Annotated in this window: 14 protein-coding genes and 2 pseudogenes; 8 read left to right on the forward strand and 8 right to left on the reverse strand. The window is 50.6% G+C overall.

The window, feature by feature from the left end; genetic code table 11:
- Positions 1 to 20: 20 nt before the first annotated feature.
- A complete protein-coding gene (locus tag KL786_RS23145; RefSeq protein WP_131188561.1) occupies positions 21 to 377 on the forward strand; it encodes a hypothetical protein in 357 nt (118 codons plus the stop codon).
- Between the two features lie 31 nt (positions 378 to 408).
- On the opposite strand, the gene KL786_RS23150 is transcribed toward KL786_RS23145, so the two are convergent.
- The 8 genes from KL786_RS23150 to KL786_RS23185 form a co-directional block, all read right to left on the reverse strand.
- Positions 409 to 903, reverse strand: a complete 495-nt coding sequence (locus KL786_RS23150) for a DUF6998 domain-containing protein (protein WP_215519088.1) — start codon at positions 901 to 903, stop codon at positions 409 to 411.
- 327 nt (positions 904 to 1,230) lie between these two features.
- Positions 1,231 to 1,614 carry a hypothetical protein gene (locus KL786_RS23155; protein ID WP_215519089.1) on the reverse strand — a complete coding sequence of 128 codons (384 nt, stop codon included), beginning with the start codon at positions 1,612 to 1,614 and terminating at the stop codon, positions 1,231 to 1,233.
- A 935-nt stretch (positions 1,615 to 2,549) separates the two neighbouring features.
- A complete protein-coding gene (locus KL786_RS23160) occupies positions 2,550 to 3,476 on the reverse strand; it encodes a replication initiation protein (protein WP_215519090.1) in 927 nt (308 codons plus the stop codon).
- Between the two features lie 429 nt (positions 3,477 to 3,905).
- A complete protein-coding gene (locus tag KL786_RS23165) occupies positions 3,906 to 5,000 on the reverse strand; it encodes a J domain-containing protein (protein ID WP_215519091.1) in 1,095 nt (364 codons plus the stop codon).
- Between the two features lie 103 nt (positions 5,001 to 5,103).
- Entirely contained in the window at positions 5,104 to 6,942 is a 1,839-nt protein-coding gene (locus KL786_RS23170) for a hypothetical protein (RefSeq protein WP_215519092.1), read from the reverse strand.
- A gap of 398 nt (positions 6,943 to 7,340) precedes the next feature.
- On the reverse strand, positions 7,341 to 9,017 hold the full coding sequence (locus tag KL786_RS23175; RefSeq protein WP_353844683.1) for a tyrosine-type recombinase/integrase: 1,677 nt from the start codon (positions 9,015 to 9,017) through the stop codon (positions 7,341 to 7,343).
- A gap of 200 nt (positions 9,018 to 9,217) precedes the next feature.
- On the reverse strand, positions 9,218 to 9,940 hold the full coding sequence (locus KL786_RS23180) for an HNH endonuclease (protein ID WP_252193831.1): 723 nt from the start codon (positions 9,938 to 9,940) through the stop codon (positions 9,218 to 9,220).
- 331 nt (positions 9,941 to 10,271) lie between these two features.
- A complete protein-coding gene (locus KL786_RS23185; RefSeq protein ID WP_154841255.1) occupies positions 10,272 to 10,721 on the reverse strand; it encodes a DUF2846 domain-containing protein in 450 nt (149 codons plus the stop codon).
- Between the two features lie 130 nt (positions 10,722 to 10,851).
- On the opposite strand from KL786_RS23185, the pseudogene KL786_RS30160 reads away from it, so the two are divergent.
- The 7 genes and pseudogenes from KL786_RS30160 to KL786_RS23215 form a co-directional block, all read left to right on the forward strand.
- Positions 10,852 to 10,976: pseudogene (locus KL786_RS30160) on the forward strand (IS3 family transposase); the annotation flags it as partial.
- A gap of 388 nt (positions 10,977 to 11,364) precedes the next feature.
- Positions 11,365 to 12,630 carry an OprD family porin gene (locus KL786_RS23190; protein WP_215519094.1) on the forward strand — a complete coding sequence of 422 codons (1,266 nt, stop codon included), beginning with the start codon at positions 11,365 to 11,367 and terminating at the stop codon, positions 12,628 to 12,630.
- A 57-nt stretch (positions 12,631 to 12,687) separates the two neighbouring features.
- Entirely contained in the window at positions 12,688 to 14,052 is a 1,365-nt protein-coding gene (locus tag KL786_RS23195) for a spinster family MFS transporter (RefSeq protein WP_050593307.1), read from the forward strand.
- A 171-nt stretch (positions 14,053 to 14,223) separates the two neighbouring features.
- Entirely contained in the window at positions 14,224 to 16,329 is a 2,106-nt protein-coding gene (locus tag KL786_RS23200) for a 3-hydroxyacyl-CoA dehydrogenase NAD-binding domain-containing protein (RefSeq protein ID WP_215519095.1), read from the forward strand.
- Between the two features lie 39 nt (positions 16,330 to 16,368).
- Positions 16,369 to 17,565: an acyl-CoA dehydrogenase family protein gene (locus KL786_RS23205; RefSeq protein ID WP_215519096.1), complete on the forward strand. Its 1,197-nt coding sequence runs from the start codon at positions 16,369 to 16,371 to the stop codon at positions 17,563 to 17,565.
- Positions 17,566 to 17,577: 12 nt separating this feature from the next.
- A complete protein-coding gene (locus tag KL786_RS23210) occupies positions 17,578 to 18,717 on the forward strand; it encodes an acyl-CoA dehydrogenase family protein (RefSeq protein WP_215519097.1) in 1,140 nt (379 codons plus the stop codon).
- A gap of 31 nt (positions 18,718 to 18,748) precedes the next feature.
- Positions 18,749 to 18,833: pseudogene (locus KL786_RS23215) on the forward strand (electron transfer flavoprotein subunit beta/FixA family protein); the annotation flags it as partial.

Genomic DNA, 18,833 nt, shown 5'->3' on the forward strand with positions numbered 1-18,833 from the left:
TAGTCATAAGGATATGTAATATGGTCGAGGATGAAGAAAAGCCAGATACCGAAAGGTATTATGATCTTGATGAAGCTTGGAACGAAGTGAAGTCGGATTTCTCATCGGGGTCGGGTCAAGACAAAGTAGCCGCGACAGCAAAACTTTTAGGGAAAACACTCTTCAATACTGGGCTTTATGCAGGAAGGTTAGGCGTAGCATTTATTAAAGAACTGCCCGATATTATAGAAAAAGGGCAGATCCGTAGGGAGGAAATACGGGAGCGATTCGAAGATAAAGATGACCATGAACTTCAAAGGATCGTAAAAAGTAGCTTCTCTGCGACGACGGAAGAGCAAGATATAGCAAAGTCAATTTTGCGAGAGCGAAACGGTTAGCTAGCAAAGGTTTAAAGATATATCTCCAAACCTATGGTTGTTTAGTTTGGAGGTAATTGTTGTTAGAAGCCTGTAACTCTGTACGGATGTTTTGAATACGTTTGTCGGACAGTAGTGGTCCGCGAATATGCAGGATGTGGCCATTTACATGCGGCTTATATGTACTGTATTCCGCGATTACAGAGTGAGGAATTGATATGGCTTCAACGACCTCATAAGCTTCATTAAAAATCACAGCTACAAGTTCGTGAAAATCCATTTTTTCTAGATTACGTATTACGCCTAACTGCCTAGATTTATTATCGGCAGATACTCGTCGGGCTTTTATTTGAATTTTTCGACCTGCATCGGATTCTGCGTCATGACCTGCTGCTGAATTTCTAGCGAGTTTCAAATTTAAGGCTGAAGAAACTAACCATTCTGCGTAGTCGCCAACGGGGTTATTTCGCGTTCTAAGAATTCCTCTGTCTTTAAGCTCACCTATAGCGGCTGCTTGGAGCTTGAGTAAATCCTGAACTGATAACATGGCTAGGTTCATGCCCCAAAATACCTCTGGTAAAGTAAAAATTCCGTAAGCGAGCTTAAAGTATATCACCGGTGATGACTAAAGGTTTGGGGATATCTCCTTGAAGGTTATGATTTTTAGATTGAGTGATATGGCAGGCGGATTTTTTTACTCTGTGGGAGTAGGGTATATGTCCCTGAAGGTGATTTTTTGGTTCAAAAATATAAGTATGTATCGTGGCAGGATACATATCGGTTGGAAATTCCTACCGTGTAGGAATGATTATGTCCGCAAAGCAATAAAATAGCTTCACGGGTATAAGTATGTAAGGTGGGGTTTTATATGTTTTTATAGTTTAATGTCCAGCTTTTCGACAATGGATTGCTTGTATTCATCTGCTTCAATGTCTATTTTTACTTTTGCTTCTCTCCATTGTTCTTTATAAAAATCTTCCCATCGTCTTACTAGTGAATGGACAATCATGTCAAGGTTCTGTTGTTTGACACTGTTCCCGCTTCTAGCAAACTCTTTGATAAGAGCATCGTTAGATATTGATTGGTAGCCTGAAAGAGCCACTATTAGCTTTTTGGCTAGGTTGGAGGTCATTCGGACTTCATTAAGCTCGTCCATCTCTATTATCTTCACAAACATAATTAAAAACTTTTGACGCTCACGTCTTTTAAAACCTCCAATCATACCGCCTATTTTTCCTGCGTATTCCATCTTGTTCATAATTAGGATTCCTATGTTGATACAATACCAATACCATAGGGTTTAGATATGTCAATGCTTCAAGGTTATATCTCCAAACCTTCAGCTATTTCAGGTTTTGCTTCGGGGATATATCTTGTAGGAAATTGGCTACTTTCGTTTTTTTGAAAATTTAACGTGACCAATACCCATGTTTTTTTGTGAAATAAAACTGGGAGCGATTTTTAGATTTTATGAGGGTGATTTTTTGATGTGCTTTGTTGCAAAAACCAACTAAGTAATTTGATTATAGTTGAACCCTATTCACTCGTTAAGGTTCGACCTTATATTTATTTTCGTTTTGCTATTGACAGGATTTTTTTGCCATAAATAAGACATAATTCAGTGGTTGGAAAAATCAAATATCTAAAAATTCCGATAAAAATGTTTAATTTTCATGGTCGTTTTTTCAAGAAATTAGTTTTTGTATAAAGTCGATTTTCGGTTACTGCCCCAAATCGCTTTCGGGATATTTACGTTCATCAGCCGAGTGAATGGTTTTCACCGTTTTCGATGAATTTGAAAAAGTGTGAACTTATCGTCAGGATGGAATTTTGAATTTGATATGTATGTATACATACATATAGGTTGGGGGATATATCTCCAAACCTATGGAAGTGAGGGGGTGGGTGGTTAACGCTATTTGGGTCTAGTTTTGATATAGGCTTTTGCACTTTGTGAGGTGTAACGCATTCGGCTATTTTAGGCGTGTAGTGGGGTGGCTTGGTGTCGTTGTATCAACGGAGTGGAAGAAGGCCGATTTTGACCAATTCCGTGCGTTATATCTCTATCGGTGGTGCGGTGTATGTATATGTGGGGGATGCGGGGAGGAAGGGAGGGGTTGGGCGGGAAAGGACGAAGAAACACCCTCGCCGGGTGCTATTATCTGATATAGGCTATTTAGACAGATTATAATGTTACGGAGTCTCTCTCCAGTTGTATGCTGTCGCTCTGCTTACATTTAACTCCTTCATGACTTGCTGAATAGACGCCCCGGCTTCAAGCAAGATAATGCCTCGTTCTCTCTTGGTTTTACCTTTTGCTTTTCCGCCTTTCTTACCTCTTATTGCCTGTATTCTGCTTGTGTGAGTTCGGGCGACATAATCGTCAAAGGTTCCACGGGTAAAGTTTCTATGCGTCCACTTCGCTACGCTTTTGGCCGTGTGTTTTACTTCGGAAATGTCCAATGGCGTAGTAAAATTAACGTTGTAGCCAGTGGCACGGTCTAGGCAAGCGTTTAGCCATTGGTTGTAGTCAGGCCAGCCCTGACGGATTGCCTTGTAGGCCCACGCCCTGAGTTCATCGAAAAGCATACAGTTACGGCCCAACCCGTATTCCTCTACAACGGTCTGTTTAGCCTTTTCCGGCGTTAAATCAACGTAGTCGGCCAAGTAGTCCAACGTGTATGGATCGGCCTTCCATTGGGTAACAATCCAGTGGGAATTGATCGGGTTCTTGCAGATCAACCCGGAATAGCCTCTGTCTGCTCCTAGACGGTTACGCAATCCCGCCTCGATGGCCGCAGCGTAGCGTAAAGGGGCTGTTTTGCCGTCCATAGCAGTCCTTACAGGGGTTTGTAGCAGGTAGAGCAAATGAGCGTGCCCATTGGCCGGATTTCGAGCGATTAGATTTGGAGCTGGTGCCCCTACGTTATCCCAGTGCATACCAGCATCGGTACGGTCTAAGTCAAAAACCATCCAATATCTATGCGTAGGCCCATTGGGCTGAACAAGTCTTGCAAGCTTTGCTTTTTCTTTTTTGTTTATTTTTAAACCGCTGGTTAAATCATCGGTGTGGTAAGGCCTCTTTGGTAAGTAGTCCTCAAATAGTTTTATGCATCCCATTGTTATCCTCTTCTAGTTATTTAATTAGAAAAAGAAAACCTTGGGAGATAACTTGACAATAATTTTTATGATGATTAAATGGTTGTGTTGATTGAGGTTTTTTAAAATTTTATTGTAGTATCCTTCGCCACCTTGCAGGGTGGTTTTCTTTTTCTGCTTCCTTCAAGTTGCCACACTTTCAAGGTTTGTCAAACTTGGTTGGTAAAAAAGCCCGCTTGCTTGCGGGCTTTTCTATTTTATTCTTTGAGGAATTTTCTTTTGCACATGTTGTAGGCTATTTGGGCGTGAAATTTGCTGCCTCCATTTTTTGCGTTATATAAAACACAATCCTCAAAATTTCTCGGAGTTATGAATAGGTTGTAGGAGATTGCCAAGATAAAAATCGTTAGAGTGAATATAATAGCATTTCTCAAACTGGTATTTGAGAACTCAAAACGCATTTTCTGGTAGCCTCTCGAAGTCCATATTTCCGTTGAGCATTGTGTAGATTGTCAGGGATATATCGCTATATTGAATGCCTTGAGCTGTTTGGATTTGCTCAACGTCAAAAGGGTCTGACTTTGAATTGCACCCATTCTTAATGTCTTTGTATTTAATTACATAGTTGCCCGGTTCAATTTTATTCATTTTGAATGTGCTCCCTGCTGGAATGTACGCCTCTCGGATTCCAGAAGATTTTCCATCAGTAGGGCGAGCAAGCTTAATGTAAATGTTTGAGTTGCCCTTACCATTGTCAATCGTAATAGTCGAATAACCATTGGCTCTAGTAATCGGCCCTACATAGGCAGCACGAGCGGGCCAAGCCTGTCCATTAGGGGCTTTTGTCATTTCAGGAGAGCACATGGTAGGAACTGTTGGCTTTGTAGGAGCTTTAACAGTCGGTGCTTGAGTGCCTGTAGTGCCCGTTGGTTTGATATTAGTTTGTGTTAAAAGCTTTTTACTTTCTTCCGGTGTTAAATTATATGCTTGCTGAAATGGCGATGTTTTCGTAGTTTCACTATTTTCTGTTGTTGCTTTAGAATTGTTATAATCTAAAAAGTGATCCCAGTATCCGGCAATCTTATTTTTCATATCTGTTGGAGTAAGCGTGTACCCCCAACCTAGAAGTATCAATAAAGGTAGTATTGTCCTTGACCATTGAAACGGTTTTTTTTTTGAACTGATGGGTTCTACCGGCTTTTTTTCCCGCCATTTATCTGAAGAGGCCGATGCTTGTGGCTGTGGCTGTGGCTGTGGCTGTGGCTGTGGCTGTGGCTGTGGCTGTGGCTGTTCTTTTTTTGGATCAACTCTATGAGCAGCTTTCCATTCTTCAAATCTTATCCATTTATCATGGTTATCTCGTTTTTCTGGATCAGAGAGAACCTCATATGCTTCATTGAGATGCAGCATAATTTTAGCTGCTTGCGGATCGGGGTTACGATCAGGGTGGTATTTCTGTGTTAACGACTTGTAAGCTGCACGTATAACCTCTGGAGGGGCGTCCCGTGAAACTTTTAAGTTATCGTAATGGGTGCGGATTTTCATTGGCATATCCGTTGCGTTCAATGCTGGCATTCTACCATTGAGATGCCATCAATCCAAGAATGGCGTTGAAGGGGATAGAGGCTATAAAGCCGCTATATTGCGGCTATTGATAGGGGTCGTAAGGGTCTTGGAATGGGCTTGGCGGTTTGAGCTTTAGCAATCTTCGCCTTCTGGCTTCTTTTGCCTGCAGGGCTTCCTCTTTATCAAATTCAACCACTTGTTTTTTTGTGAAGGTGTCGGATGCCCAAAGTTTTACTTTTTCTGTCAATCCAAGCTCCACTTTAACATGGTCTAATCCTTGCTCTTTTAGTTGTTCTCCGACATTAAATAGGTAATCCTTTCGCTTCTCGGAACCCAACCGGCTTGCCATTTTATAGGTGTTTTCTCTAAGCCTTTGGTAATATTGCTCTGGATTTTCATCGAGCCTCTTAGCTTCAAGTATTCTGTCAACGAGAATGTCAAATTTCTTGATTAATGGTTCTAACTCTACCTCGTAGACCTTAATTGCTCTTTCTAACACTGATTTTCTTTCGGTATCCTCTTCTATTTTCTTCCTTAGCTCGCGTAGTTCCTTGGTCATTTTTTCTTTGGCGGTTTTGAAATTTACCCTAAGCTCTTCGGTTTTGTTTGTCTTCTTGGTTATGTCCTCGGACAGTATTTGCCTATCGTGGTCGAGCTTCGCATTTTCTTTCTGCTGCTCCGTGGCGTGCATCTCTAAATTTTGGATTGTATTCTGGTATGTTGAAATAGTATTTTGAAGGTTGCTTATCGTGGTATTAAGTCTGACGGCAGTCGTCTTTTGCTCGGTCAGCTCTTCTTTCTTCTGTGTAAGCTCCTGCTCAAGTTTTTCTACTTGTCTGGTGTAATAGTTATGGCTTCGCTCGCTCTTGGGCTTCTTGGCTTCCTGCTCAATCTTGCTTAGAAATTCTTGTTTTTCCTTGGTTTTAGGTAGGAATTTTGCTTGTAATCCATATGCAGCGGCTAATCCGTTAAAGTGTTCATAAAAGGCTGCCTGCATTACTTTTGACTTCCATGACTCGCGTTCTCGGATAAACCTATGGTTTTGCTTTTCTTCGCTACGGTTGGGAAGTTTGAAGTCTTCTAATATTGGTGGCTCAGATATTTTGTCAAGGTGAGCTTTATTCCTCGCATAGTATTGTGATGCGAATTCAAATTCTTGGGCAGAAAAATCATATTTCCCAGTTTTTGTATTTTGAAGGTCAAGGAAGGCGTGGACATGGTTTGTGGTTTCGTCCAAGTGACTGAACGAAAATAGAATGTCGTTGTTGGGGAAGTTCTTTTGGTAGAACTGGTGCATGGCTTTCTGCAAAAGGTCTGTGTATCCCTTTGTGATTGCCAATTTATTGGGTTCGGGGATCACAAGGATGATTTCTTTAACCCTGTTGACCGTCTTTGATACGGCTCGTTCTGGTGCGTTTTGCTCGATCTCTTGTTTCTTTGTGGTGTAGTTCTCTAAGAGGTCGATTCGCTGGGATATACGGCTGATTTTGTGCTGATTGAGTAGGGCGGCGTAGTCTTGGACTACTAACGGCCTTTCTCCTTCCATTACCGATGTGACGTATTCTTTTATCTCAGTCGGTTCGGTTGCGTTGATGAATTTGACCAGCTTCGATTTTAGTTTTCGGAGCTTTTCTTTCTCTGCTGCTATCTCGTCAGTCGCTTCTGTTGCTTTGAGTTTGGTTTGTAGTTGGTCGTTGAAGTCGGCCAGCAATTGCTCGGCCAATTCCCTTGTTAATACCTGTTCAACGCCACCTACAATGGCGATATTTGGGTGGTCTGGATTGGGGTTGAATTCAAAGTCGTCATACTCGTTTTGGTCCAGTCTAAGCGAGTGTTTCAGCGAACTGTCCAGCCCCTTGAGGTTGGAATAGTTCCTGTCTCTTTTGGTCAGTGTGATTGTCTGCAAATTGGTGTCATTCATTTTATCCTCAGTGGTGGGTTTGTTTTTGCTCTTGGCTTTTGCTTCTGTCCTGCCGACTAGGCACCTGCGTTAACCGTCACATCTTTTGCGTAGCAAAAGTGGGATGGTTAACATAGCAGGTATGTTTCTAAGGGGCTCTTTGGAAAACTGGACTATATGCATACATTGAACCATATAAGTTGTGTATAGCAAGCATGATAGTGTTGATTGTTTTTGTCGATGTGTGTTAGTTGTGTATGTGTTCGTGCGTATACATGAGGCGGGTGCAGGGGAGTGCGTTATGCGAGGCGATTTGTAAAAAAGATGGTCATTTAGAAAGGTCAAAAGCTCTTCTGGTAGGTAAGAGCTTAGGAACCTTTAATTGTTGCTGTGAATTTTAATGTGTAACGCTTTTGGTTTTAGATTTTTAGCTTGTATTTTAGTTTTGATAGTGCGTCGTGTTTTTGCTTTGGGCTTGGCCCTGCACTGTATACGTCAAATGTGACTGTTCCTGTCTCATGTCCGACGATTGAGGCAATGAGTATTCCGGGCACGTCTGCACGTTGTAATTGCGTGATAACGGTCTTGCGGAAGCTATGGAAAACGTATTGGCCGTTATATTCAAGAGTGGTTTTTAATCTGCCAAACTGTTTACTGAGTGCATCGGAGCGGTTTCCGTATTTATTTCCTGCAGGGGAGCTAATCAAGAAACCGTCTTTTGAACTACGGATCAACCTTTCTACGGTTTCCTGTATCGCCGGATGTATTGGCGTGTGTCGCTCGCTGGCGGCAGTCTTTCCATCGTAGAAGTAGAAGCATTTAATCCCTTCTTCGCTCACGATATCTTGTGCTTGAAGCTGGCAAAGCTCTTCAATGCGTGCCCCGGTGTATGCACCTAATAGGATAAGGTCGGTGAGGGTGTCGCGGTTTTTGGTGGCTTGTGCGGCTTCATAGAGCTTTGTAACGTCTTCCGGTGTGAATGCCTTCCTTTCCATTGATCCATCGTTCCTTTTGCTGCGGTTGACTGGGAAATCGTGCTTTTCAAAGGGGGATTGCTGGTCGCGGTGCAACTTTTTAAAATTTTCGTCGTGCTTAATAGCCCATTTCCAAAAACTTGACCCGGCGAATAGGTATTGCTTTTTAGTCTTAATGGAAAGGTCGAGCGTATCAAGATAGCTGGCAATGCTTTCGTGGTTGAGGTCGCGTTGCTCTGCCTCAAGCCAAGCATTCATCAATTTCAAGCGATTTGCCTGCGTATCTATCGTCTTTTGTATAATGCCCTTGGTGTTAGTCTGATACGCTTCAAATGAGGCTATTCTGTTAGTCGTGATAGGTGACTTTATTTTGTAGTTGCTTGGGTTGTCGAGAATTGACCTAATTTCTTCGATGCTGGTGACGCTGATGGTTTGCCCTGCGGTAATCTCGTAATGCTCTACGGTTTTTTGTAGGCGGATGTAGTCATTAAATCGCTCAATCTTTCGTTCGAGCGGGATATTTTCACCCAATTCATACCATTTTTCTTTGAAAGCTTGGTATTCGCGGAAAGGTCTTTGGCCGTATAGGTCAAAGTTAGCTTCGTGTGCTTCTTTGGGACTGGTCCATTTTTGACCCTGTAAAATGATGTCTATGATGTAGCTTCCGAGTTCGTCCAAGACGCTCTGACTGAACCTCGGGTCAACATCGTTGGCGTTTTTTGGCATGACAAGGCTGAGTAGCCCGTGTTCTTGGTTCGTCGCAATCATCTTGGAGATGCTGTACGACGTTTCGGGCAATTGAGCGGGGGGTGGTCCCGCAACGAGTTGCCGAGCGTTAGTGATGGCTTGCTTCCACATGTGTAGAAACGCCAATTTCTTCATCTGGGCTTCTGGCTTGCTGCCGGTTTTGAGCGATTCGGTGAACTCGCTTTGGTTCAAGACGTGCCGAACGTCCTTGGGAACGCTTAGGCGGACGTGCCAAGTGCCTGACCGTAAAACGAGGTTTTCGCTTGCCATTTTCTTCCCTGACCGGGTGAGGTTTGATGGCGAAAAGGTAGCTGGTTTTGGTCTGGATTTGTAGCAAAAATTTGTAGCAAAATGGCCTGAAATCCTTGTGGTCATTGATTTTAAAGGGCTTGAGGGGGCGATTCGGAAAGTCCCTATCTCTCCGCCATTATTGAACAAGACAAAGCCCCCGTAATTGTTATTGATTACGGGGGCTTTTTCGTTTCTGGCGTTCAAGTTAGGGCATTTTTAGGGCAGGCGCCGATTAAATACTCCCTGCACTTCGATCAAACACCTGTTCGCTCTCAACGTTCTGATCATCCAAAATGCATGCGCCTGTGACAGTTCGGACAGAGGGCCATTGCGTTCTCTACCGAGTCATCACCGTTATCTGCCAAGCGAATTAAATGATGCACCTCAAGGTATGCGGTGCCATTTGATCGCCGGTGAAAGGGCGCTGGCTCACCGCAGTCTTCACAAACACCTTGAGCTCGGTCAAGAACCTCTACGACGACGTCAGCGTTGCGATAGTAGTCGTGGACGATACGTACGGAACGTTTTGGTTTTTTTGTGGCGAGCGCCAACCGCTGGCGTCGAAGTGCGGGATCATCCAAAGACGATGCACGTACTCGACTCTCAAGATCAAGTTCGGACTGAAGAACTTGAGCCGTATGTGCGAGCTGCAACTGGAACTCTTGGAGTAGGGCTTGTAGAGCGATAAGTGTTTTGCCACGACCAGCAAAGTATTCCAAGTGACCTTTTACGGACTGAAGGGCAGTGAGCAAATCATTTGCTCCACCAGTAGCGATAGTTTCGAGCATCACTCGGACAGCGTTCACAGATACCGTTGCTTTCCAAGGTGTACCGCGACGTAGATGTGGGTAGCAATTCAAGTAAGCGTTGGCGGTGTGTGGTGCGAACTGGTACGTAGTCGTTAGGAGATTGAATGCAGCGGCGCGTCGTAAGTGACCGCTTTCTACGCGTAGCGCAAGGTCCAGCGCAATCGCAGCATCTGCTTCTGAAACAAAGTTGCGAGACATGAAATACTCTTTGGGAATGGGGGCGTATCGTCATGTAAAGAAGCAGGGTCGTTGCTCTCATGAAATGACGAATTAGAGAGATTGTGGCTGCACAGCGAAGTCTAGTTTCGAAATCCCAACATGTTCGACATGATCCCCGCCATGATCTTCGTATCATTGGGGGGCCACTGCCCATAGTGCTTTCTCACCATCGTCGTATCGTCATGGCCAAGTTGTCTGGCGACCTATTCAATGGGGACATAGTTTGAAAGCATCAGCTATACAGGCTGTGAATCAGAGGTAAGGCGTCCTGTGAGCTCTGCGAATGTGCCCACAGGATTATCTCGCGACGTTACTGCGAAGCTGCCAGCTCGCATTTTTGCAGGTGTGCTTGACCTACAGCTTCAGGGACGACAGTGAGGCTGGCACCACCTACGAACACCCCCATCTTTATTGACTGACGTATGTAGTAGTTCTTTCCACCTACAGCGACTAGGTTGATCAGGTTATCGCTGAACTCTGATTCTGTACCAATCGTATGACTACCAGCGTTTACAAGTCGGTAGAAGTAAACGCGGTTAGCTGTCTCTCCAATCGCCTTGCCATCCACAGTCACAGTCTTCTTCAAGCCCTGTCCTGCGAAGCTATCCCGGTAAATGTACAGTCCGGCTTGGTCCTGTGGGGGGGCTGAGAAGGTCTTGAGCTTGGCGTCCGCATCAGGGGCGCCCATTGGCACGGATGCGCAGCCGGTGAGGAAAGCGAAGCCAATACTAGCTACAAACATCTTAATGCGAGAGTGCATCGTAAGTCCTTTATCGGTCTGGGCTTTATCAGGTTTCAGGCGACTCCAAGTCGCCATAGATATCATTATGCCATGATCGAGTGGCCGCATCAGATACTAAAGAGGTTCAGGAGCAGATTGCCTGTCTGCTGGGTGTCGACGACGCCCTGAAATGTACAGCGGTAGCCAGCGGTCACCTTACCCAGCCTGCTGAAACGCCCGTTCGATGTCGTAGAACCCAACAAAGTTTGGGGCACCGACATCATCCAAAGTCGAAACCTGACCATCAATCAAAGCACGATCTCCACTTGACGCTTAGAAAGACGTCCAAGGCAGCCGCCATCTTCTAAAGCCTTCTTTCCAGGTTTGGCTGCCGTGTTCTGATGATTTTCGGTGAGTGTTTTGCCTGGCGAAATGCTCGATCAAATGACGACCAGGCTTTTATTAAAAATAATAAATATAAAACAATCACTTACCCATTAAGCGATTTTGTTTTCCTGGCAGCGCTTTACTTCAATTTCGCGAAATGCTTATATTTTGTTGTTAATTCAAAATAGGATTTCGCACAGCGAAACCGATTGAATTATAAAAGCTGTAGCGTGCCTTTGCCCCTGGCAAGGCGCCGCAGGAGCTTCACACATAACAACAAAAATAGGGCTGCATCATGGAGCGCCATTCCCGCGTTATTGCCACGTGTCTGCTGTTTTCCATTGGGCAAATTGGCCTGTCAGCATCGGCGCAGGCTGGTTTTTTCGAGGACAGCAAGGCCAGCGTTGAGCTGCGCAATTTCTACATCAATCGCGACTACAGCCAGGCCAGCACCACTCAGTCCAAGCAAGAAGAGTGGGCTCAGGGCTTTTTGCTGCGCTACGCATCAGGGTTCACTGCAGGCTCTGTCGGCTTTGGGCTGGATGCGATCGGTTTGGCCGGTTTGAAGCTCGACTCCAGCCATGATCGCGCCGGTTCCGGTTTGTTGCCTCGTCAACGAGATGGCCGTTCAGTCGATGAAAGTGGCGCCCTTGGCCTGACTGCCAAGGTGCGAGCGTCCAAGAGCCTGCTCAGGATCGGTACGCTGCATCCGCGTTTGCCGGTGGTGCAATTCAATGACACGCGTTTGTTGCCGCAAACGTTCGAGGGTGTGCATTTGAATTCCCAGGAGTTCGCCAATGTGACCGTCGATGCGGGCCAGATCCGCCAGGTGACCCAGCGCGATTCGACCAACCGGGAAGACCTGACGCCGTCAGTGGCCAACGCCAAGGGCATTCGTGTGACCAAGGGCGCGACCACCGATGAGTTCAACTTTGCCGGTGTCGGTTACAAGTGGAGCAACCAGTTAAGCGGCAATTACTTCTACGGTGAGCTCGACAGTTTTTATCGCCAGCACAATTTCAGCCTGTTGCATCTATTGCCACTGGGCGAAGGGCAGTCGCTCAAGAGTGACGTGCGCTACGCAAGGTCGACTAACCAGGGCAACAGCAATATCGACAACACGGCCCTGGCGGCGATGTTCACCTACACCCTGGGCGGTCATGCCTTTGGCCTGGCCTATCAGAAAATGAGTGGCGACACCGGCTACGCCTATATCCATGGCGCCGATGCCTTCCTGCCCAACTTTGTTTCCAATAACGACTTTGCCAATCGGGACGAGCAGTCCTGGCAGGCGCGCTACGACTTCAACTTCACCGCTATCGGTATCCCGGGCCTGACCTTCATGACCCGCTACATCTATGGCAGCGGGATTGAACTGGGTGCTGGCAAGCCGACCGGTTCGGAATGGGAGCGCGATACCGATATCGCCTACGTATTCCAGAGCGGCACGTTGAAAAACCTGGGGGTGAAGTGGCGTAACTCGTCCCTGCGCATGAATCACTTTGGCAGTGACCTGGACGATAACCGCCTGATCGTCAGTTACACCTTGCCACTCCTGTAGTCGAGTCGATGACAGCCTTCCGGGCGGGTCCATAACAACAATGAGGTCGTAGCGGCTATGAAGAACACACTTTATCCATCACGTGTACGCGCCTGGTTCACCGTCAGTGTGCTGATGCTGGCCTACGTTTTATCGTTCGTGGACCGGCAGATTCTCAATCTGCTGGTGGGGCCCATTCGTCAGGACATGGACATCAGCGATACCCAGATGAGCCTGCTGATGGGCCTGTCGTTTGCGATCTTTTATACCTTCTGTGGCATTCCCCTGGGGCGGATTGCCGACAGCAAGAGCCGGCGCAATCTGCTGATGTGCGGGATTCTAGTGTGGAGTGGCATGACCGCCGCGTGCGGGATGGCCAAGGGTTACTGGCAGTTTCTCTTTTGCCGCATCGGTGTGGCGGCGGGCGAGGCATCGTTGGCGCCTTGTGCCTACTCGATGATTTCCGACAGCTTCACTCCCGAGCGTCGCGGCACGGCCTTCAGCGTGTACTCGACGGCGATTTACCTGGGGTCGGGCGTGGCGCTGTTGCTCGGCGGCGTCGCGGTGCATTTCGCAACCAGCCAGGGCGATATGACGTTGCCGCTGATTGGCATCGTGCGCCCGTGGCAGATGGTGTTTTTGATTCTTGGCGCCATTGGCGTGGTCTTCTCATTGTGCCTGCTGTTGCTGCGTGAGCCGGTGCGTCAAGGAGTCGGTGCGGGGCTGCAATTGCCGTTCTCGGAGTTTGTCGACTACCTGCGTAAAAACCGTCGGACCATGCTCTGCCACAACCTCGGGTTTGCCTGCCTGACCTTCACGGCCTACGGCAGCAGTGCCTGGATCCCGACTTTCTTTGTGCGTTCATTCGATATGAGCGTGCCGCAAGTCGGGGTGATTTACGGCAGCATGCTGGCGATCTGCGGCTCCCTTGGCCTGCTGCTGGGTGGGCGCCTGTGTGACTGGCTGGTCAAACGCGGTCATCGGGACGCCCCACTGCGCATCGCGATCCTTGCCGCAGTGCTGACATTGCCGTCGAACCTGGGCTACCTGGTTGACGACAAGAACCTGGCCTTGGTGCTGATGGCATTTCACGTGTTTACCGTGAGCATGCCGTTCGGTGTCGGCCCCCTGGCGGTCCAGGAAGTCGTGCCCAGCCCGATGCGCGGGCAGGCATCGGCGCTCTATCAGTTTGCCGTGACCCTGATCGGCCTGGGTATCGGCCCGACCGCCGTAGCCTTGGGTACGGATTACGTGTTTGGCAGTGATTCGGCGCTGGGTTACTCGTTGGCCGTGGTTACCGGCATCTCCCTGGTGCTGGCGGTGGTGATTTTGATGGCCGGCCTGCGCTCCTACCGCGAGAGCCTGGAGCGCCTGAAAAGCTGGGCACCCAAGGATCCTGCCGTGGTGGTGCCTGGCCGGCAGGTGCCAGCGGCTGACGCCTGAGCCTTCAAGTTCTCCCGCTGACCAAGCTGACACCCTCCAAGGTGTCAGCTTTTTTTTAATCGGAGATCTTTCCATAAACCGTTTGCCAAAACATGTCTCTTTGATAATATCGATTCGTGTGTTCCGCAGCGCGGAATATGATTCCAATAAAAACAATGTGTCGAGGCTCAGATGAATTCCAGCGTCAACTACGAGCGTCAAGGCGAGGTTGCACTGATCACCCTCAACAACCCGCCGGTCAACGCCCTTGGCCAGGCCCAGCGTGAAGGCTTGCTGCGGGCCTTGCACCAGGCCCAGATCGACACGCAGGCCAAGGTGCTGGTGTTGCTGTGCAGCGGTCGCACGTTCATTGCCGGGGCGGATATCAAGGAGTTCGGCAAACCACCTCAGGCGCCGAGCCTGCCGGAAGTGGTCAACGCCTACGAACAAAGCGACAAGCCCTGCGTTGCGGTGATCCATGGCACGGCCCTGGGCGGCGGTCTGGAAATGGCCCTGGGTTGTCACTATCGAATCGCGCGCCGCGATGCCAAGGTCGGCCTGCCGGAGGTCAAGCTTGGGTTGCTGCCGGGGGCGGGTGGCACGCAGCGCTTGCCTCGTTTGGCGGGGGTGGCCAAGGCGCTGGAGATGATTGTCTCAGGCCAGCCCATCAATGCCCTTCAAGCCCGGGAACATCAGATTGTCGATGAGCTGTTTGACGGTGATCCCCGCGCCGCCGGAATCGCTTTTGCTCAACGGATACTGGACAGCGGCCTGGGCGTACGGCGTACCGGCGAGCAGGCTGCGGCACTCAAGGGCGTCGACAACGGCGCATTGATCGCTGCCAAGCGTGCCGACGTCGCCAAGCGTTTGCCGGGGTTCTTTTCACCACCCCGTTGTGTCGCCGCCGTAGAAGCGGCGACCTTGTTGCCGCTGGCCGAAGGTTTGCAACGCGAGCGCGCACTGTTCCAGGAATGCCTGGCTTCCGAGCAGCGTGCGGCCCTGGTACACGGTTTTTTTGCCGAGCGCCAATGCGCTCATATCGACGACTTGCCCAAGGACACACCCGTGCGTGCCATTGAGCGCGTCGGGGTGATCGGTGGTGGCACCATGGGCGTGGGCATCGCCTTGAGTTTTGTCAGCGCCGGTATTGCCGTGATGTTGATGGAAGTCGACGAGCCCGCCCTGCAGCGGGCATTACAACGCGCCCGAGAAACCTGCGAAGCCAGCGTCGCCCGTGGCAGCTTGAGCCCTGCCGTGATGGAGCAGCGCCTGGCACTGCTGCATGGCGGGGTGGACTACAGCGAACTGGCCACTGCCGACCTGGTGATCGAGGCGGTGTTTGAAAGCCTGGAGGTCAAGCGCCAGGTGTTCGAACGCCTGGATCAGGTGTGCAAGCCCGGCGCGATCCTTGCCAGCAATACTTCGTCACTGGACCTGGACGTTATCGCCGGCTTCACTTCACGGGCAGAAGACGTGGTGGGCCTGCATTTTTTCAGCCCGGCCAACGTCATGCGTCTGCTTGAAGTCGTACGCGGTCGGCACACCGGTCTTGAGGTGTTGGCCACGGTCATGCAACTGAGCAAGAGGCTGAACAAGATTGCCGTGGTGGTGGGCGTCTGTGATGGCTTTGTCGGCAACCGGATGATCTTCCAGTATGGCCGCGAGGCCGAGTTCTTGCTGGAGGAGGGCGCTACCCCGGAGCAGGTTGATGGTGCCTTGCGCAACTTCGGCCTGGCCATGGGCCCGAATGCCATGCGCGATCTGTCCGGGCTGGATATTGGCTGGAGCATTCGCCAACGCCAGCGCGCCACGCTGCCCTCGAATTACCCGCTGCCCGATGTCCTCGACAAATTGTACGCGGCCGGAATGCTCGGCCAGAAAACCGGCCAGGGCTTCTACTGCTACGCCCCCGGCTCCCGCCGTCCCGAGCCCAACCCTGAACTGTTGCCGTTGCTGCAAGCTGTTTCCCGCGAGAAAGGCATCGAGCGCCGCGGCTTGAGCGATGACTACATTGTCGAGCGCTGCGTGTTCGCCTTGATCAACGAGGGCGCAAAAATCCTCCAGGAAGGCATCGCCCGACGCAGCAGCGACATCGATGTGATCTACCTCAACGGCTACGGTTTTGCCGCCTGGCGGGGAGGCCCGATGTTTTATGCCGACAGCCTCGGACTGGACAAGGTGCTGGCCCGTATTCGCGAGTTCCACCAACGCTTCGGCGCCTGGTGGGAGCCGGCGCCACTCCTGGAACAGCTGGCGGCAGAAGGGCGGCGTTTCGCCGACTGGAAACTGGACTCATAACGGCCTGCTTCACGGTCTATCAACGGCTTGGAGAAACACATGGATATTCATTTTACCGCTGAAGAACTGGCGTTTCGCGATCAAGTCAGGTCCTTCCTCAAGGACAAACTGCCCCAGGACCTGGCTGATAAGGTGCGCCTGGGCAAACCCTTGTCCAAGGATGATCACTTGCGCTGGCAGGCAATCCAGAACGCGCAGGGGTGGTATGCCACTCATTGGCCAGTGGCCTTTGGGGGGACTGGCTGGGGCGCGGTAGAGAAGCACATTTACGAAGAGGAATGCGCGCTGGTGGGTGCGCCGCGCAGCATTCCGTTTGGGGTCAACATGGTGGCCCCGGTGCTGATCAAGTTCGGCACGCCACAGCAACAAGACCACTATCTGCCGCGCATTCTCAGCGGCGAGGACTGGTGGTGCCAGGGTTACTCGGAGCCCGGCGCCGGTTCTGACCTGGCCTCGCTGAAAACCCGAGCGGTGCGCGAGGGTGACTATTACATCGTCAATGGCCAGAAGACTTGGACCACCCTGGGCCAGCACGCCAACATGATTTTCTGCCTGGTGCGTACTGACCCGCAGGCGCAGAAGCAGCGGGGTATTTCCTTCCTGCTGATCGATATGACCAGCCCTGGCATCAGTGTGCGGCCGATCATCACCCTGGATGGTGAGCACGAGGTCAACGAGGTGTTCTTCGACAACGTCAAGGTGCCGGTGCAGAACCTGGTTGGCGAAGAAAACCACGGCTGGACGTGCGCCAAATACCTGCTCACCTATGAGCGCACGGGCCTGGCGGGGATCGGCGCGTCAAAGGCCGCGCTGGCCCACCTCAAGCGCATTGCCCGCAAGCAGATGAGCGAGGGTCGGCCGATCTTCGACGACCCGCTGTTTCGCGCCCAGGTCGCGGAGGTGGAGATGCAACTCATGGCCACTGAAATGAGCACGCTGCGCACCCTGGCTGCGGCCAAGGACGGCGGAGTGCCGGGGGCAGAAAGTTCGATCCTCAAGGTCAAGGGCACTGAAGTCCGCCAGGCGATCAGCCACTTGCTGCGCAAGGTGATCGGGCCGTACGCGTTGCCGTTCCTGGAAGAAGAGTTGGACCTGGATTACCCGGGCGAACCCCTGCACGCCGATTACAGCGTGGCGTTGGCCAGCCAGTATTTCAACCTGCGCAAGCTGTCGATCTTCGGCGGCTCCAACGAAATTCAGAAAAACATCGTCTCCAAGATGATTCTCGAACTGTAAGGGGCTCTGACCATGGACTTCAAACTGACCGAAGAGCAGCAAATGCTGCAAGACACGGCGACACGCCTGGTACGTGATGCCTACAGCTTCGAGGCGCGTGAGCAGTATGCCCAGAGCGATGCGGGCTTCAGCCTTGCCTTCTGGCAGCAACTGGGTGAGTTGGGGTTGACGGCAGTGCCGTTTCCCGAGGCCCTGGGTGGTTTTGGCGGGGGCGGTGTCGACACGATGCTGTTGATGACTGAGTTCGGTCGTGGCTTGTGCCTGGAACCTTATGTGGAATCGGTGATTTATGCGGGAGGGTTGCTGATGCAACTCGGCAGCCCGGCCCAGCAAGACCTGTTGCAACAAGTGGTCAGCGGTCAATTGCTGCTGGCCACGGCCTTTGCAGAACCCCAGAGCCACTACCACCTCAACGATGTGCAGACCCGTGCCGAACAGACGGCCGAGGGCTGGACGCTGACCGGTAGGAAAGCCGTGGTGATAGGTGGGCATCAGGCCGGCTTGATGCTGGTCAGCGCACGGGTCAGCGGTGAGAGCCGTGATGAGCAGGGCATTGGCCTGTTCCTGATTGATCCCCAGGCCGCCGGTGTCGAGCGCCGCACTTATCCTACGGTCGATGGCCGCAAAGCCTGCGACCTGTACCTGGACAAGGTGCAGGTCTCTGCCGATCAGGTACTGGGTGAACCAGGCCAGGCCCTGGCAGCGCTGCGTTATCAACAAGGGCGAGCGATTGCCGCACAGTGCGCGGATGCCCTGGGCAGCATGCAGGAAGCTTGTCGCCTGACCCTGGAATACCTGAAGACGCGCCAGCAGTTCGGTGTGGCCATTGGTCAGTTCCAGGTGCTGCAGCACCGTATGGTCGACATGCGCACCGAACTGGAACAGGCCACCAGCATGGCTATCCTGGCCGCGTGCTGCTGCGACGAAGCGCACAGCCTTGAACGCACCCGGACCCTGGCCGCCGCCAAGTTCATCGTCACCCGGGCCGCGCGCAGTATTGCCGAACAGGCGATCCAGCTGCATGGCGGGATTGGCATGACGTGGGAATATTCCTTGGCGCACCACGCCAAGCGTCTGGTGATGCTCAGCCATCAGTTCGGTGACGATGACTATCACCTCAAGGCCTATGCCGCCTTGCTTGATGCCGCTTGAAAGCCGTTTTTTTCACACTGAGAGATCAATTATGAAAGTCCTCGTCGCAGTCAAACGAGTGGTCGATTACAACGTGAAAGTTCGCGTCAAGGCGGACAATTCCGGCGTCGATCTGG

Origin of the sequence: Pseudomonas sp. TAE6080 (assembly GCF_018732265.1) — a bacterium.
Lineage (GTDB): Bacteria > Pseudomonadota > Gammaproteobacteria > Pseudomonadales > Pseudomonadaceae > Aquipseudomonas > Aquipseudomonas brenneri.

What these genes read in the sequence shown, in the direction of transcription:
- KL786_RS23165 (WP_215519091.1), bottom strand. Translation starts at nt 5,000, where the DNA reads ATGAAAATCCGCACCCATTACGATAACTTAAAAGTTTCACGGGACGCC.
- KL786_RS23205 (WP_215519096.1), top strand. Translation starts at nt 16,369, where the DNA reads ATGGATATTCATTTTACCGCTGAAGAACTGGCGTTTCGCGATCAAGTC.
- KL786_RS23150 (WP_215519088.1), bottom strand. Translation starts at nt 903, where the DNA reads ATGTTATCAGTTCAGGATTTACTCAAGCTCCAAGCAGCCGCTATAGGT.
- KL786_RS23145 (WP_131188561.1), top strand. Translation starts at nt 21, where the DNA reads ATGGTCGAGGATGAAGAAAAGCCAGATACCGAAAGGTATTATGATCTT.
- KL786_RS23195 (WP_050593307.1), top strand. Translation starts at nt 12,688, where the DNA reads ATGAAGAACACACTTTATCCATCACGTGTACGCGCCTGGTTCACCGTC.
- KL786_RS23170 (WP_215519092.1), bottom strand. Translation starts at nt 6,942, where the DNA reads ATGAATGACACCAATTTGCAGACAATCACACTGACCAAAAGAGACAGG.
- KL786_RS23160 (WP_215519090.1), bottom strand. Translation starts at nt 3,476, where the DNA reads ATGGGATGCATAAAACTATTTGAGGACTACTTACCAAAGAGGCCTTAC.
- KL786_RS23190 (WP_215519094.1), top strand. Translation starts at nt 11,365, where the DNA reads ATGGAGCGCCATTCCCGCGTTATTGCCACGTGTCTGCTGTTTTCCATT.
- KL786_RS23180 (WP_252193831.1), bottom strand. Translation starts at nt 9,940, where the DNA reads ATGTCTCGCAACTTTGTTTCAGAAGCAGATGCTGCGATTGCGCTGGAC.
- KL786_RS23200 (WP_215519095.1), top strand. Translation starts at nt 14,224, where the DNA reads ATGAATTCCAGCGTCAACTACGAGCGTCAAGGCGAGGTTGCACTGATC.
- KL786_RS23175 (WP_353844683.1), bottom strand. Translation starts at nt 9,017, where the DNA reads ATGACCACAAGGATTTCAGGCCATTTTGCTACAAATTTTTGCTACAAA.
- KL786_RS23210 (WP_215519097.1), top strand. Translation starts at nt 17,578, where the DNA reads ATGGACTTCAAACTGACCGAAGAGCAGCAAATGCTGCAAGACACGGCG.
- KL786_RS23155 (WP_215519089.1), bottom strand. Translation starts at nt 1,614, where the DNA reads ATGAACAAGATGGAATACGCAGGAAAAATAGGCGGTATGATTGGAGGT.
- KL786_RS23185 (WP_154841255.1), bottom strand. Translation starts at nt 10,721, where the DNA reads ATGCACTCTCGCATTAAGATGTTTGTAGCTAGTATTGGCTTCGCTTTC.